At 48.6% G+C, this 16,592-nt stretch carries 12 protein-coding genes; 4 read left to right on the top strand and 8 right to left on the bottom strand.

From position 1 onward, the window contains the following. Nucleotides 1-3: 3 nt before the first annotated feature. The 8 genes from ACOTXR_RS09480 to ACOTXR_RS09445 form a co-directional block, all read right to left on the bottom strand. Nucleotides 4-1,983, bottom strand: a complete 1,980-nt coding sequence (locus ACOTXR_RS09480; RefSeq protein ID WP_222834760.1) for a site-specific DNA-methyltransferase — start codon at nt 1,981-1,983, stop codon at nt 4-6. Between the two features lie 59 nt (nt 1,984-2,042). Further along, nucleotides 2,043-3,452 (bottom strand): DUF2130 domain-containing protein, encoded by a 1,410-nt coding sequence (locus tag ACOTXR_RS09475; protein ID WP_150872369.1) that lies wholly within the window; start codon nt 3,450-3,452, stop codon nt 2,043-2,045. Nucleotides 3,453-3,454: 2 nt separating this feature from the next. Further along, nucleotides 3,455-5,335, bottom strand: a complete 1,881-nt coding sequence (locus ACOTXR_RS09470) for an ATP-dependent nuclease (protein ID WP_222834761.1) — start codon at nt 5,333-5,335, stop codon at nt 3,455-3,457. Nucleotides 5,336-5,369: 34 nt separating this feature from the next. Continuing rightward, complete coding sequence (locus ACOTXR_RS09465; RefSeq protein ID WP_222834762.1) at nt 5,370-6,059, bottom strand: DUF4391 domain-containing protein; 690 nt, start codon at nt 6,057-6,059, stop codon at nt 5,370-5,372. After that, nucleotides 6,056-9,334 carry a helicase-related protein gene (locus ACOTXR_RS09460; RefSeq protein ID WP_222834763.1) on the bottom strand — a complete coding sequence of 1,093 codons (3,279 nt, stop codon included), beginning with the start codon at nt 9,332-9,334 and terminating at the stop codon, nt 6,056-6,058. The genes ACOTXR_RS09465 and ACOTXR_RS09460 overlap by 4 nt, the downstream gene beginning before the upstream one ends. Beyond that, the gene (locus ACOTXR_RS09455) at nt 9,334-10,239 is read right to left on the bottom strand and encodes a helix-turn-helix transcriptional regulator (RefSeq protein WP_222834764.1); all 906 of its coding nucleotides are present in this window, start codon (nt 10,237-10,239) and stop codon (nt 9,334-9,336) included. The genes ACOTXR_RS09460 and ACOTXR_RS09455 overlap by 1 nt, the downstream gene beginning before the upstream one ends. A 218-nt stretch (nt 10,240-10,457) precedes the next feature. Continuing rightward, nucleotides 10,458-11,366 (bottom strand): hypothetical protein, encoded by a 909-nt coding sequence (locus tag ACOTXR_RS09450; RefSeq protein ID WP_222834765.1) that lies wholly within the window; start codon nt 11,364-11,366, stop codon nt 10,458-10,460. Nucleotides 11,367-11,629: 263 nt separating this feature from the next. Beyond that, on the bottom strand, nt 11,630-12,469 hold the full coding sequence (locus ACOTXR_RS09445) for a hypothetical protein (protein WP_222834766.1): 840 nt from the start codon (nt 12,467-12,469) through the stop codon (nt 11,630-11,632). Nucleotides 12,470-12,693: 224 nt separating this feature from the next. Here ACOTXR_RS09445 and ACOTXR_RS09440 point away from each other — a divergent pair, with 224 nt between their 5' ends. The 4 genes from ACOTXR_RS09440 to ACOTXR_RS09425 all read left to right on the top strand — a co-directional run bounded on the left by ACOTXR_RS09440 (nt 12,694) and on the right by ACOTXR_RS09425 (nt 16,557). Further along, complete coding sequence (locus ACOTXR_RS09440) at nt 12,694-13,071, top strand: helix-turn-helix transcriptional regulator (protein WP_350429415.1); 378 nt, start codon at nt 12,694-12,696, stop codon at nt 13,069-13,071. Nucleotides 13,072-13,091: 20 nt separating this feature from the next. After that, entirely contained in the window at nt 13,092-13,373 is a 282-nt protein-coding gene (locus ACOTXR_RS09435) for a hypothetical protein (RefSeq protein WP_421767022.1), read from the top strand. A gap of 95 nt (nt 13,374-13,468) precedes the next feature. Then, entirely contained in the window at nt 13,469-14,860 is a 1,392-nt protein-coding gene (locus ACOTXR_RS09430) for a YfjI family protein (RefSeq protein ID WP_421767028.1), read from the top strand. Between the two features lie 785 nt (nt 14,861-15,645). Further along, nucleotides 15,646-16,557, top strand: a complete 912-nt coding sequence (locus tag ACOTXR_RS09425) for a hypothetical protein (protein WP_222834768.1) — start codon at nt 15,646-15,648, stop codon at nt 16,555-16,557. Nucleotides 16,558-16,592: the final 35 nt, after the last annotated feature.

The following is a 16,592-nucleotide window of genomic DNA, read 5'->3' as shown; positions in this document are numbered from 1 at the left end:
CCCTCAGATACATTTCACTTCGGTGGCAGGAGACACGAGCTTGAAAATCTGCTCGACGTTGATTTTGACCGCACTGTTATTGAAGCCCGCGTCGCGGAACACCACACGTAATGGCTGATGTTTAGCCAGTTCCTTCACAAAGGTTTCGTCAATGCTGCCACTGGCGTCGAAGCAGGCGGCAAGCACATTGCCATCGACAAATAACACGTCTTTGCCTTGAATGGACTCTTTGGTAATGGGCAGAGCCAGATCGACACCCCAATCCAGCATCACCTGGAACAGTAGATCTTCAGGCGTGCGATCAGGCTTGATGTTGTCCACGAATAGATCGAGCTTCCCCTTTTCCAGCGCATCAGGGGCGTAATAGACATCGGCCATGTTCGATGTGTCGATTTTGAGGACGCGGAAGCCTGTATCTTGGTTCCAGCCTTCGTGGAATTCACCTTCCAGGATCTGTTTGCCAGCTCGGCGGATACGCTCCTTCGTAATCTCGGCAATGGTTTTGTAGCCAGCTTTTGCGGCCACGCTTTTTTCATCGCATGATTCCGGCAACTGCACCAAAATAAATCGCCGATTGCCACCATCTCTAGCGTTCAGTTGTTGTACTGCTTGGGCTGTTGAGCCAGACCCCGCAAAAAAGTCCAGAACCAGCGCTTCAGGATCAGAGCCGGTTACAACGTCAATCCACCTTGCTATGACGTATTCATCTTTGGGATATTCGAAGACTCCCGGCCCAATGAGGCGAGCGAGACGCTGCGAAGCAGTTGTTCGTATCTGGGTGAATATGGACTCAGGAACCTGACTGTCCAATTCTTCGAGAAAGGTCTTTCCCCGTGGGATTTTTTTCTCGTCTGGACCGAATTCCACAAGGCCGGCATCAATTTGCTCTTTTAGTCTAGCCTCTGTGAACCGCCACCCAGTACTAGGAGTTGATACTGGGCATTTTGTGATAGGGTGGAGCACTTCGAATTTCGGTCCGCCCCCTCCCGGCCAACCAAGGTCTTTGTCAGCATTGTAAATACGCCCCATGTCGTCGATGTTTTTGAAACGTGTAACCGCAGCAGTCAAATCCTCTTGCTTGGATAGCCATGCACGGTAGAGCGACGTTGCTCTAACAGGATTGTTCCCACTCTCAGCCCAGGCTTCGTGCCCAGCAGCTAGTGCTTTATCAACTCCAGATTTACGCTCTCGCCATCGAACTCCAAGCTCCCGTAGTTGATACTCATTCTTTGCATAAATTAATAGGTAGTCATGACCTACGGAGACGTACCTGGAGTCGTTCTTACGTCCCCCTTGCCAAATGACAGTCGCGATAAAGTTCTGCTCCCCAAAAACCAGATTCGTTACTTCGCGAAGATTTGCCACCTCGGTGTCGTCGATAGAAACAATCAGAACTCCGTCCTCAGAGAGAAGATTTCGTGCGAGATTCAATCGTGGATAGATCATGCTGAGCCAATTAGAATGAAAACGTCCATTTGAATCTTTATTGGCAACAAGTCGATTTCCTTTTTCATCGACTTGATTTGATTTCCTTAAGAATTCTTCGCTGTTCTCTGCGAAGTCATCCTCATAAATGAAATCATTGCCCGTGTTATAGGGCGGGTCTATGTAAATCATCTTGACCTTGCCAAGGTAGTTTTCCTGCAGCAACTTCAGTGCATCAAGGTTGTCCCCCTCGATGAACAGGTTCTTCGTCGTATCGAAGTCCACACTCTCCTCCCGCACTGGGCGCAGGGTCTTGGCAATCGGCGTATTGGCCGTCAGCAGCGCCTCACGCTTGCCAGGCCAGTTCAGGTGGTAGCGTTCCTGTGGGCCTTCGACAATTGACTCAGCCAGTTCTTGGCGCAACAGGTCAAAATCCACCGCCAGCTTCACGCTGCCGTCCTCGCCCTTGGCTTCGGTGACACAACCTGGAAACAGATCGCGAATGCGGGCTATGTTGCCCTGCGTGAGATTGGGTGAATGCATTTTTAGCTTTTCCATGTTCTTTTCCTCTGGATGCCGCACTATTGCGCAGTGTCCTAATTCTTTCTAGGCTGGCTTTATTCGGCGTCAGAATTGTTTTGGTGTTTGAGCTCGGCAAATTTGGCGGCCATTGTTGGGTTGCCGCGGGTGAGCCGCTTGACCGTCAGGTCTTCAGCTTTGTCGTTGGCAAGCCGTAGATTGTTGGCAGACTTGTGCAGGGCTTCTTTGGTCTTTTCAAGATCCTTAATGGCTTCGTCGATGCGTTTGACCGCTTCTTCAAACCCATCTGAAGCCAAACGCCAATTGCGACCGAATGCGGTCTTGAAGTCATCGAGCTGGGTTTCAAATTGGGTGATGTCGATGTTCTGCGCCTTCACCAGCGCCAACTCGGACTTGTATTGAAGTGACTTCATCGCCGCATTGCGTAGCAGCGTGATGATGGGGATGAAGAACTGTGGCCGAACGACGTACATCTTCGGGTAGCGGTGAAACACGTCAACGATCCCGGCGTTGTAAAGCTCACTGTCGGGCTCCAGCAGGGATACCAGTACGGCGTATTCGCAGCCTTTTTCGGTGCGGTCCTTGTCGAGCTCTTTGAAGAAGTCTTCGTTTTTCTTCTTGGTGGCTGTTTCGTCACCTTCGTTCTTCATCTCGAACATGATCGAGACGATCTCGGTACCTGCATCATCCATGTCCCGGAAAATGTAGTCGCCCTTGCTGCCGGTGCGCACGTCGTTGTCTTTTTCGAAGTAGGCCTTTGGGAATGCGGTGGCTCGGAGACGGTTAAACTCAATCTCGCAATGCTGCTCCAAGGTTTCCCCAATCATCTTGGTCGACAGCCGCGCCTTCATGTCCCGCAGACGCACGATCTCACCATCGCGATCCTTGAGCTGTGTTTCGTATTTATCTTTGAGTGCAGTCTCGGCAAGTTGCTTTTCCAGTGCAGCTCGATCTAGTCCGCTTTTGAGTTCGTCACGTTCCTTCGTCACCACGCTGACCGCTTCGGTGAGCGCGAGTTTTTGTGCAACTTCGCCCGCTGCAAGCTTGGCCTGCAGACTCTGAATCACGGTATCCTTGGTGGCCTCGGCTTGCCGTAGCTCACTTAATCGCTTCGCCTCGGCCAGTTGAGCTTTAGTTTCATTCTCTTGCTTTGCTTTTTCCAGCGCGTTTGCCAGCGCATCGCGATCTTTTTCTACCGCGTTCAGCGCCTCACTGACAGCAAGCTTTTGCGCAACCTCTCCTGCATCCAGCCTAGCCTTTAGTGCCTGGATTTCGGCGTCCTTTGCAGAAGCAGCCTTATGCAATTCACTGGTAATCTTGGCTTGAGCGAGTTCGACCGCATTTTGCTTGTCCGTCTCGGCCAGCTCAAGGCGTTCATGTAGCTGCTTCTCAAAGTCAGCATCGCGAACCTGTTTCAGAATGTCTGCGTAACCAGTTTCATCAATCTTGAAAGCCTTGCCGCAATGGGGGCAGATGATTTCATGCATGGTCATTCTCCTTTTGCCTTGGCTAAGATTTGCTGGAGCATCTCTGGCACCGCTCCTGCGGCTTTGAGTGTCGCCGTGCGGTATGCTAGTTGATTCTTCGAGAGACTGATACCTGTGGAAGCCTCGATTTCACTGCAGGCGGTTAGCCACTCAGTCCAGTTGGCTACGAGAAATGATTCCAGATGGTCTTCAAAAATGGCGACTGTGTCGCCGACGACAGCTTCCGGAAAATCCTCTTCAGCAATGCCGAAGTATCTCAATGTTGTCCGGTTTTCTCGGGCGTTTTTTGCAATTTCTTCATCGATCTTGTTTTGCTGTTTTCCTTTGGCTTTTGCTCGTGCCTCACATGCTCTGTCAGCATCGAAAAGCGCATAAACCGGGATACCGAGTGCGGACAGGATGGCATGGACAAGAGGGATCGACGTCTTGCCTCCAACGGGGACAATGGAAATGCCAGCGGCTTCAAGCGCACCAAAAGATATTTTGTCGCCTATACCGTGGAACACCGATGACTCGGTGGTACCCTCCACCAGAAAAGCGCGATGGGCAAAGAGCGCTACAGCCAGTTGATCTGAAACGATGCCATCTAACTGACGTTCGACAACATCAGCGTTCACTATCTCGTGCAGTCTGGTCTTCACATCATCAACGGAGGCAAAGTGGATAGTCACAGTTGGAGTCTCTCCAGATGATCGTGTCAATCGCCTAACTTGATCAAAATGGCGGGCCTCAAGGAAATAAGGGCTGTGTGTCGCATACGTCACCTGGATGCACTTGTCGGGGTCTTCGACAAGTGAGCGGAGCACTTTTGCAAACGCCTGTGCCTGAATCGGGTGCTGAAAGAGTTCTGGCTCCTCGATTGCTAAGCAGATGACTCCGTCGGCTGATGCAGAGCCGGACTGTGCCAAGAGCTGGAGCGCCGAGATCAAAATCGTCCGTTGAAAACCATGCCCCTGTCGTTCTACCGCAGTTTCGGTTGTGCCATCGAGCACGGCTACTTCGAACGTGGTTTTGGGGGCTTTGAGCTCCACATCTGCCGGGGAAACAGTGACTGCCCGACCCGGTGAGTAGGACGCAACGACGGCATTAAGCTGAGTCGTCATAACATCAAGTTGCGCTTTGAATTTCTCGTCGTACACTTTTTGCTGCTGTGTTCGTGATTCCTCGACGATCTTCGCAATCTCTTCATCAGCCGAAGCACGATCAACCGAACGCTCAAGAATACGTCCAATGATGCTCGACTTTCCGTCGATTGATTCTTCACTTGCGCGAAGGTCTGCAGTCACCAACACAAAATCGAAAAGGCCGCTCATCTTGCCGCTGCTGTTGAAGCCGAAAAAGTTGGTCTGAAGTGATTCGGGGGCGTCTACAAGTTGTTCTGTATGTGCTGCTTCCCAAGTAGTCATTGCATGTTCAATGGCAGTGCCGGTTGTGGCTGTCGGGAGTTCCAGCTCTGGGCGACTAGCTCTAAGATTGGCATAAAGCTCCCTCTTTGCGGCTACGCCATTTGCAGTTTTGATGGCGTTGAACTCTGGGTATCCCTTTGCGTTTGCAGAAAGCACATCAGTCCCGTCAGGTGAATGGCGCCTCCACGCAGTGAATGTGGTGGCACCCTCTGGAGTGTACTTACCAAGCGCCTCCCGATCCTTTTCGGTGAGATCTGCGAACGTGACTTGCACCTCGATGTCTTCGTCAGTCTCTCCAAAAAAGCAGTCTTTTTCTGTAAGCGAACCGGGCTTGCCGTTGAAGAACCAATCGAGTGCCCGTAGCACTGTCGACTTGCCAGCTCCGTTCGGCCCAATGAATGTCGTGACGGAGTCGAAGGGGATCGTGACGTCTTTGAGTGCCCGAAAGTTCTTGATGCGAACGGATTGAATCTTCATTTCAGTTTTATTCCCTTACACCTGTTGTGATCTGTCAATGTTTGAGCTCTTCCAGTTCTATTTTCAACATCCGCAGTGCGGCGTTGATTTCTACTTTGCGGTTGAATTGTTTTTCTTTGGCAAGTCTGCAGGCAGCTTTCTCAACCTCACGCTGCTTGGCTGCAACCAGTTCCACGCGTGAGACCAAGTCAGCAAGAGTTTCTTGTGGGCGCGCAGGCATGGGGATCAGACGGTGAAGCACCTGCTCATACAAGCCGCCCAGGTCGAGTGCTAAGGGCATGACGGTGCGCTCATAGTCACTCGGCAACCAGGCTGTGGCAAAGTAGTCACTCAAGACCCAACGACTGGCGTCCGACTCATTGGGGCGTTTGTATGCAGCGATCACCTTTGTTCGCTCATCAAAGCTCAGCTCGAAGATGATGGGAAACTGCACCGCGCCATCGATGCAACGCAAAACATCCAGATTCAGCTCCGATGTCTTGAGCTGGATTGAGAAAATCTGAAGCTCAGGTACTCCCGGCCTGGCGGGCAGATTGATCGTTTCCGGGGCCAACTTATATTGCCAGACGATTTGCTCAACTTGTTCGACGAACAAGTCCTTTAGTCTTGTATTAGCGCCGCTGTGTTCGTAAATCTTATTCTTTGGCAGTGTACGACCAAAGACAGCCTGCTTCGGATAATTAATGAACGCGGTATTCGACCCAAATCGAGCAGACTGACTCATCCGGCCTCCTGAATCACGAGGAAGGTAATCAGTTCGAAGTCGTCTAGCCCGACAATAGTATTGACCAACGCGGTGGTCTTTCCGCCGCAGAAGAGGCTGTCCAGATCCTTCTCTTCCTTCACCTCGATCATTGAGCGGATGGCCTTGCCAAGCAGGTCTGAATACATCTGCATCTTGCGGCCATCGGCCGTTTCCTTATTGAACAGGAGACAGGCATCTGTAATAGGCTGGGCTTGTCCCTTGCAGCAGGTGCGAACCAGATCCAGCAAACGTTTGACTTCGGTGTAATCGTGGATGACTTCCCCCTCGCGATTAATGTAGACGAGGTAATAAGGGTGCAGGCGGTTGTGCTGACTGACGTTGACGCTTGGATTCCGGTTGCGTAGCGTGAAGATCACACCCGGGCGTAGGCCCATCTCCGGCTTGGCAGGCACTGCGGCGTGCATCCCGCTTGGCACGTTGCTCAATTCGCCATTGACCTTCACATAGTTGAGTAAGTCCATTCGGAAGTCATTAAGCCCGAGATCAGTAATCGACACTCCGGTTTTCAGGTCTTCCAGCTCAATCACTTCCTCTTGCAAACGTCGCAATTGCTCTTTGCGATAAGACACATCGTTAGCTTGGGCGCTCAGCACATTGTCGTCACCAGTGGCTGTAACATCGGCAATCATCATTCGGCTCTCAACCCGTTCCTTCAGGTTGATGTATTCGTCGAGAGAGATGTCTGGCCAGTAGTTAACCAGTTGGATGCTGCTGTTGGGTGAGCCGATGCGATCCACACGGCCGAAGCGCTGGATGATGCGCACGGGGTTCCAGTGGATGTCGTAGTTGATTAGGTAGTCGCAGTCCTGCAGGTTCTGGCCTTCAGAGATACAATCGGTGCCGATCAACACATCTATCTCTGCCTCCTCATTTGGCAGCACGATGGCTTTCTCCTTCGAGTGCGGCGAGAAGAGGGTGAGCAGTTCCTGGAAGTCATAGCTCTTCTTGAGCGTGCTCTTCGGTGCCCCTTTGCCGGTGACTTTTGCACTGTGCAAGGTCTGTGTAGCCAGCAATTCCGGAGCCAAATTGGCATACAGATAGTCAGCGGTGTCGGCGAAGGCGGTGAAGATCAGCACCTTCTTGTTGCCGGGATTCAGTGGTGTGGCGATCTTCTCCAGAACCAGTGTCTTGAGATGCTGCAGTTTGGCATCATCGGCAGCCGTGATCTTGTTCATCGACGTCAGCAAGGCATCAATGATTTCCAGATCGACCTTCAGCTCGTGCTCCCATGAAGGTAAGTCCATATCGGCGAGGCTGATCTTGACCTTGCCGCCAATCTCGCTGTCGCCAATGTCAGGCAAGTCGTCGTCCGCATCGAGGTTTTCTAACTGGTCGGTCAGGTCATTTATTCTGCTGTCAATGCCACTGAGGTCGCCAGTCTGATTGAAAGTGCTGATCTTGCCTAGCGTATTCGTGTGGTTCGCGCGCAGGGACTGGAGCGTCAAGCGGAAGGACTCAATCGAGCTTTCCAAGCGCTTGAGCAGGTTGGTCGTCATCAATGCCTGCAGGCTCTTTTCGCGGTCGACTTGCTTAAGCTTGCCTTTGCCTGCGACCTGAGTGTCATACATCTCCTCGTACTTCTTGAGCCGACTGGGCAGGATGTAGCTGATCGGAGCGTAAACGGAAAGCTTGAGCAAAGACAGCTGCTCGAAGATCTCGTTGAAGCTCATCACATCCGTTCGCGGCGTGAGCGGACAGTGGAACGACAAAGGCTTGCGGCGCTCGGGGAATTGGCCGATTTCCGTGGTATCGTAGAAGGTCTGGATATGCTTGCGCGAGCGTGCGATGGTGACGCTGTCGAGCAATTCGAAGAAGTCGAAGTCTAACGAATCTAGGATGGCCCGCGCTGTGCGCTCTTCAGGTGGAAGCTTTGCCCATGCATTGAAGCTGGCCTGCGCACCACGGAAAATGTCCTCTACCGTCTTGCCGGTACGCAGCTTCTTGCTGAGGTTTTCGGAATCGCCTTCGTAGGCCAGTGCCAGTTGGTTGCGCAGGTCATTGAAGCGGTTGTTCACCGGGGTGGCCGAAAGCATCAGCACCTTGGTTTTCACACCCTCCTTGATAACCTTGTTCATCAGCTTCTGGTAGCGGGTTTCCTTGTCCTTATAGGCGTCATTGTTGCGGAAGTTGTGCGACTCGTCGATGACGACGAGGTCGTAGTTGCCCCAGTTGATGCGATTCAGCGGTGTGCCGAACGACTCACCGCTCGTACGGCTGAGGTCGGTATGACAAAGCACGTCGTAGTTGAACCGGTCGCGAGCAAAGATGTTGGTCTTGAGGTTACGGCTGTAGTTCAGCCAGTTGTCCGCCAGCTTCTTGGGGCATAACACCAGAACTGATTTGTTGCGTAGTTCGTAATATTTTATCACGGCCAGCGCGGTGAAAGTCTTGCCCAGGCCCACGCTGTCGGCCAGGATGCAGCCGCTGTAGCTCTCAAGTTTGTTGATGATCCCGGTGGCAGCATCTTTCTGGTAATTGAAGAGTTTGTTCCAGATGAGCGTGTCTTGATAGCCCGTGCGGTCGTTCGGCAGGACATCCTCGTTGATGTCGTCCAGAAACTCATTGAAGATATTGTAGAGCATCAGGAAGTAGATGCTCTCGGGCGAGTTTTCTTGGTAGACGGATGCAATGTGGTCGCAGATCTGCGCCGTTACATCCTCCAGCTTCTCGGGGTCTTGCCAGATCTGGTTAAACAGACTGAGGTAGGTCGCCGTAAATGTCGGCTCGTCCATCTTGTTGACGAAGTTGGAGACAGCGTTGCCCTGCTGGTAGCCGAGATCGACGGCGGTAAAGCCGTGCAATGGCATGTAGGCAGCCTCTGCGGCGGCGGCCTGAACACAAGCAAACTGCTGCATCGGTGCCTTACTGCGATTGGACTTGAATGTTGCCTTGCGCCGCATCCAGTCCGCGCACTCTTTTGCAATTGCGCGCTGGGTCAGTTTGTTGCGTAGCTGAATTTCGAACTCACTTCCGTACAGACTCTGTTCGCGGTCAGCCTTCGGTATGTGGAATTCTTTGCGTACCTTACGAATCTTATCGGTAACCTCGTTGGCGGTGAACGTCGGCGAGGTAAAGATGAATTGCAGCTCGTCGATTTTCTCCAGCTCTGCTTTGAGCGCTTCGAACGCATACATCGAAAAACAGGAAGCGGCGATCTTCAGGCGAGCACCAGGTTTGAGCGTCTGCTTTAGGTCGTCTCCGAGCAGACGGTTGATATTGTCGATCAGTTCCATTAATAGTCAGCCTTCTTAGTGGCGCTATAGCCTGGTGCCAGTAAGGCATTTTTTACGCCGTAAATTGCGAGATGATCTTTGAGCCATAACCGGTACTCCGGTCCGCGAAGGCAATGATCGGGTGAGCAGTCTACCCGCCAGCGCTGCAACATATAGCCCACCACCGCAGCGCGAACGCGCATTCTGATCGAACCATCTGTCATCCCGTAGTCCATCTTGATAATATCGGGCCGATCAACGTTCGGGTGCGGCACGAAATCCAGCTCGACGATGCGCGTCCATTGGATGTCGTTATCCTGTCGTTCGTTGGCCTGTGGCTCCTCGTCGAGCAATGTTGGTGCTTCGATGCGGGTGACGACGAAATCCCGAAACTCTCTACTCTTGCGATCAAAGGCCCGGACGTGCCAGCGTAGGCCGGTATCAACCAAGGCAAAGGGCACAATTACCCGCTCGGACTCGCCGCCCCTCATCGAGTGGTAGCGGATGGCGACAGGTCGCTTGGCGTGGATGGCTCGGCAAATCGCTGCTAACACATCCATCTTGGGGATGCACAGGGCTGCGGGGGATTCACATGGTAGCAGCGCCTGCATTGAGCCGTTCACGCCATCGCCAAAGCCGAAAGCCAGCGCCGACAGAACACGCTGCGATGCGTGTTTGAACAACGGGGAAAACGCCTGCCCGATGCGATAGATCTTGTTGCTACCATCGAAGGTGATGTTATGCGGCGCAATTTCCCGGTATAAAGCCAAATCGCGTGTCGCCCCTGCCGGAGCCACACCGAAGCGCTCAATCAGATCTGGGCGACCGATTTCACCGAAGAAGTAGAGCCGAAAATCGATGTAGGCCAACCGATCGCGCTGAACCAGACTCAAGTCCTCAAGCCGCTTAAAAGGGGAACTAGGCATGAATCATCACTATATGGGAAAATGAAAATTGAATACGGTAATCCATAAAGTGCCATGGTTGTAATCAAATTGATGATAATCATGCATTAATACTTATGTAACAGCAAGAAATGATGTCTCGAACCAAGACAGTCATCGTATTGGCTGATGTTTCTATACTTGTAAAAGCTCAAGTAATCCGCTGAGAGCCTCCGTATGGGAAGCTTTTCACACCAAAGTTAAGTAATATGTCCAACGACCGCACAAATTAATCGATAATCAGTGACGTAGAACATCTCCGGGTTATCAGCACTTTGTTCACCGATAAAGAAGACCCTGGCCTTATCTTTCAATCTTTTTACTTTAGCTTCCTGTGCCTCTGTCCGAGCAACTTCCAACTCTTTGCGCACCACAGTACGCTTGGCTTTTGACCACTCAGCCCATTTTATGTGGATCTGGTAACTTCGGGATGATTTGCGTTTTCCGGACTCATCTTCCGCCCACTCGCCAGACAACGGGATGATGAGCTTTTCATCATCTTCAATAAATTTATTCCAGAGCAGTTCCGCATAAAAGATCTTTGGCTCCGGGTAGGGCTGAATTTTATTTTGGAGTTTTTTAAACACCTCTGAGTAAGTTTGCCCCTTAATACCAGGGACGTTTAGCGACATTCCTCGATCATATGGGAAGCGGAGGAACGCACGGCAAATATTGCGGATAGTATGCACTTGACGCCTGGATTGTCGTTCGGGTGAATGACCTTCACCAGATCCTGAGGATGCTGAACGCGTCGAACTGGACTTGATTTCATCACCTGCAATGCCTGGTTCAACAACCGGGCGTTGTTCAATCAACTTTAATCCCGAAGGCATTAAACCTGGAGCACTGTCCAGTATGTTGCGGATACTCTCTTTTTGGCCCTGTCGAATTACTATGCTTTCGGCATCAGCATCACATTCAGGATGATGATGGATATGGCGTTTCTTTTTAAAATAAGCTCTAACTTTTTTATCTTTTTCCCATGCAGCAGGATACATGGTTATACCACATCCCCAGCACACATAACCTTCAGTATCAACGCTATCCAGCAACCAGAGGTCCTCAGCTTCCACGATCTCTCCGGTGTGTTTATCACGAGCAGATTCCATCACTTACTCCTTATCTAGAACAAAGAATTAAGGGTTTCTTTCGCTACGATCTGACCAGTCCGCTTCGCGTGCGATCACTGCACTTCATCAATTTTGCTTTCGAGTACACTGCACCCGGAATTCGTCTGAGCTTACGTGCTACTTCCAGTTTTACTCGTTTTTTTCATGCTCAATAGATCCCCGTACGTAACATCAAGGATAGAAAGGCTATAGCAGAGCGCCCCGACCTGATTCCGTTACGCTTGAGGTGAATGTAACCATACTTATTTTTTCACCAGTCTCTTTATCAGCATTTTAAATGCTGGATCTTTGGCATCATACCAATTTTTAATTGAACCAGAAAAATCTTCCCGCCCGGATTTTACTATTTTGTTGAATTCAATTAACTTATCATTCAACTTGTTCTGAGCCTCTGTATCCGTTCTGAACATCTCTCCACCAGAACAAGCATACCAATCTTCAAGTTGGCTAACAGCTTTCATCTTAAATATCCCCAAATCCCTGTCTTTCCTCTCAAATTTCTCATACAGCTCACTTTTATAAAGCATTGCGGCAGCCCAGCCCCGAAACTCTCCCTGATGTTCAAGCGCTTCAGCGAGGGCGTTTTGATATTGATCGCGGGTACTCTCATCTCTCAGATAATGGTAGGCAATAAGGAAGAAGTAACAGGAGGCTTCAAAGGCATCTGCTGATTGATATCTCTTTCTATCCTTAATGCGATCCAACCCTTCTGATATTTGCTCGAGCGTTATAATCTCCTCAAGCAGATAGGAAAAAAAATCATTCGCATCCCATTGGCTTTCAATCGTTATCCGTTGCAATGGCGTAATACTGGTTGATGTTTTACTCCGGGATCTGATTTCGAGCAAAAAATATCGCCAGACGTAATACTGTTCATACAGCCGGGCAATAAATCGTTTTTCATGGCGACAGAAATTTTTCCATTCTTCTTTCAAAAAACCGCCATTCAGAATGAGGGTCAATAAGCCAGGTTCCGTAGCAAATTCCCGAATATAAAAATCCGTTGGGGAAGCAGTGCCCTGAGCCTCCAGTTCGCTAATATATTTCCTGACTGACAGTAAATTTTCCTTATCAAACATCATGATGCTCTCTTGCCCAGGTTGGTTTTTACCCTGATTATATCCAGAACAAAGTGAGGGTGCAGCTGGTTTAGGTATTGAAAATCCTGCTCGTTAGGCAGAAATGCGGTATGCGGTAAAAACGAGAAAATAAAGTTGCTCTTGGTCTGTAGACCGCAAAAGTCCTGCCCCTGTAGATTTGCCCCATCCGGAGCAGAGTGCTCCTGAGGGTAACCAGGAAGAAGAAAATGCATAAACCCCATAGTAAAAAGATGCGCATGAGCGAGCTGGCATCCTCTGTCATCCGTCAGTTTCAAACAACGGATTCAGTCTCTCATCAGGAAAGCAATGTAAACCTCCTCTTATCAGGTAATGTGGAAAAGATTACCTTTCAGGGAAAGAAAAAAACGGGTGCTGAAAATAGCAATGGAATCACACCACCTAAGGATGAAGACCACCTTGTCGATATGAAATACATTACGACCCATAGTGGGTTGAGTGATAAATTTTTTTACGCCCTTATCAGGCGCGGAGCATTCCCCCGCCCAATAAAATTAGGACGGTCATCCCGCTGGAAGATGAGTGAGTTTAAACAGTGGATCGAAGAACGCGCTGCTGCAAGGTAATACGCAGGAGATAGTAACAAGTGCATTATGCATTGAAAAATGCAGGTAATATATTTTCGTGCAATGCAAAAGAAGCAGAATCAAGTTATCCGTACACAGGAAATGAGGCTATGTCTTTAAATAACAATCCAGAGAAAAAAAGCGGGACAACTTTCCCTTTACACTGTTTACCTGAGCAATTAAAAGAGACAGTTGAACGTGTGAATATGTTTACAGGAATGTCAATGGAACTGATGGTAAACATTATTTTCACCATGCTTTCAATTATATGCCAGTACCTTGTCGGTGTTGTATCGCCTTAGGAGGGTGCGAATAAGTACCCTCCGCAACGAAAATGAAACTTTTAGTCAATTAAATTCAATCACTTACATAGGCGTTTTTTTGCGTTTGGTGACTTATTCGCACCTTCCCTTACTCAAGTATATCTGGGCCATGCTCTTTATACCTTCTTACGCTTGCCGAGTCTGGTGAGGGTAAGACATTTCTGTCACGACTGCTAATGAGACCCGTTTATAGTCGATTCGAGAAAATGCAGCTTGAATACAGAGACCGGCTTGTTGCCTATAAAAGGGAGCATCTGATCTGGAAAACTATTTTACAGGGACTCAATGCCAATCAGCGGCAGGCTATAAAAAAGGGATATGGTGTCGAGGATGCTCAGGCTCAGCTGGAGCAGCATTATAAACGTGAACCTAAACGTCCTGTTGAGCCAAAGTTCATCTATCAGGATGTGACATTTAAAGCTCTTATCCAAGGCTTAAGCCTGCATGCTGAAGCTGGCATCATCATGGATGAAGCGATCTCTTTTTTCAGAAGTGGGTTGAAAAATCACCTCGGACTGTTGAATAAAGGCTGGGATGGAGGGAAATATTCATTTGACAGAACGGATGGCGAGAGCTATGAACTCCCATTATGTCTGATGCTTTCACTAATGATTCAGCCTGGCGTATTTACTAATTATTTAGAAAAACATGGCGAGATGGCTAAAAGTAGCGGTTTACTTGCCCGCTTCCTTGTTATGAAGGTAAAAAGCTCAATAGGGCAACGTAATAGTCGTATTGATGAAGAGGGGGTGAATGCAGTATTAGCTCCGTTTTATAGCAAAATACAGGGGCTGTTAAGTCTTATTGAAACCCGATTTTATGATGACAGCATACCGAAAGATCAACTAAGACTGTCTGATGATGCAAAAATGGTTCTTCAGGAAAGACAGAAAGAAATTGAACAAGCTATTTTACCTGGCGGGCGTTTTGTACATATCCGGGATTTTGCGTCAAAAGCAATAGAGCAGGCACTGCGACTGGCTACAATAATGACTTTTTATTCAACTAAACCTACAGGAGACAGTTCGGCCGCTGATCTTATTTATACAAAGATTATCGATGCACGTCAAATAAGCAATGCACTGACAATGGTGGAATGGTATTTGCAACAGGCGAGCGACTTATTTTATCCACTGTCAGAGCGATACCAGTTTGAATGCGATGTCCGAAGCCTCTGGAGCTTTATTGTTAAAAGACTGAACAAAAATCAAGGTATACCATTTCCTAAGTATGAACTGCTTCAGTCTGGTCCGGGTCGTCTCAGACACATAGATAAATTAACGCCTGCGTTAAATCAGCTAATCAATCAGGGAATGTGTTGCATTATACGGTTCAATGGCTCCAGTGCTTTGTACATCGCGGGTATTTATAACGGCAATGTATGTTTAGGCGGCGTAAGAGAGCAGTATGCGATTGTACAGATAAGAAGCTTCGCTGACGAAAATTTCTGGCAAGTTGATTTGTAAGATATTGATGACCGCACAATCAATTATTAAGCAATAACTGTCTTCGTTACTTTCGAATGCTAATCTTGCTTCATTTGAAGGCATGCCAGCCATCGCAGTAACCATGCTGAGGTTGATGGATAAATAACCAGACATGCGCTTGTCTGTCTTAAAACAATTGCTGGTATTGCTAATTTAGCAGAAATCTCAGCTTTTCAGGGGGGGGGGGACGGGTGTTTGTTCAAAACTCACTCATGATGTTTGGAGTGCATGATGCCCGGAACACTCCATGAAGCAGATCGTCACTTTTGATTTGATATTGGAAAATAGTGCGGTATGACTGTATTCAACTACCAGGTGGGTGTAACGCAATAAGGTAATTATACGTAATATATATAAACTAAATATCACATCACTATTCATTACCAGCTATAACACTAAATAAATTAAAGTATATACACATCATGGCTAAATGCAGGAGAGATAATTGCGATAACTTTGTTTCCAGACTCAGAGCAGCACAACAGAAACGATTATGTGATAAACATTATCTGACCTTTCTGACCGGGGTCAACAGACATGAATGGAGAGAAAATACCCGATGTGGATACCCTCCCTGTCAGAATACGCTATCAGGAACAAGGAATGAAAAATATTGCAGCGCAGTTTGCCGTCAACGTGATTCCAGGAAGTTCGATAACTTCAACCTTGAATGTATTCTGAGTTCATCGTACTGGACACATATGGGAAATTCAATCAAACGGAATCTGTATTTGTTAGGATCAGTTTTAAAAATAGGAGATATCGTGGATTACTATCATTTGTATTTACGCAAATCTCATTACCAACGAAGTTATACTCCTCCACTCACTGGTTGTCAGGGAAAATTAAATCTGGTTGCATTACTACGCCTGGATATCAGTCATCTGTATCCGAACGCAAAAGGGGGAGCAAATACTACTGAGAATCTGATTATAGCGCCTTTATTTATTAATCGCCGGAATAATGATGCTATCCCGTATCAGGGACAGGGTTTCGGGGGGATACAGTCAACAGGTGAATCGATACCGTTTAACGGCAGTCTGTATGACAGTTTAATTGCGCGATTTGGTTCAGAAGAGGTGAATGCGGCACTAAGAGAAATCACACCGGCCAAACGTTTTTATGGCAATGCTCCCAGAGAGATTGAATTTGGGGGCATTGAGCAACAGCTTCCCTTATTCACTTTACTTCATGGGGAATTATGGCGTCTTGGGCATAACAAGATCTCAGAATGCTTAGGGGAGATCCGACAGCTTTTTCCTGAATACCCTTTGTATCTTGAGTTACTGGCAATTGTGGGTTTTCATGCGGTGTTATCCGGTGACCCCGATCGCATCATGGCCCTTTTATGCCGCATTTTTAATAAATGCTTTAATATCACCTCGTCATTACGCGAGCCACACAAGCAGTTTATCGGCCTGATGTATCGCTTATTGCGTAAGTATCTTCTTCGCTACTTCAGTGTTGAAATAGATAACAGGGAAGCCATGGTGGCGTTCTACAATGGGTTCTATTCACAGGAGATAATTGGGCCTGGAGACGCTGAAGATGAAGTTCTGTGCTATCGCTATTTCACAGGCATCAAACGTTTTGCCACCACCTTTTTCTATGTACCACCAGAGAAGAAGGAAAGCGTCGATTTATGGCGTCTTATGGGAGACGATCTCACTTTTTAGTAATATTGGTGAGATATTGATAAACTAGGAAGGTA

The organism is Enterobacter cloacae complex sp. IR53030, assembly GCF_049238365.1.
GTDB lineage: Bacteria > Pseudomonadota > Gammaproteobacteria > Enterobacterales > Enterobacteriaceae > Enterobacter > Enterobacter kobei.
Note: the sequence above shows the minus strand (reverse complement) of the source record. Positions and strands in the feature narration are given on the sequence as shown.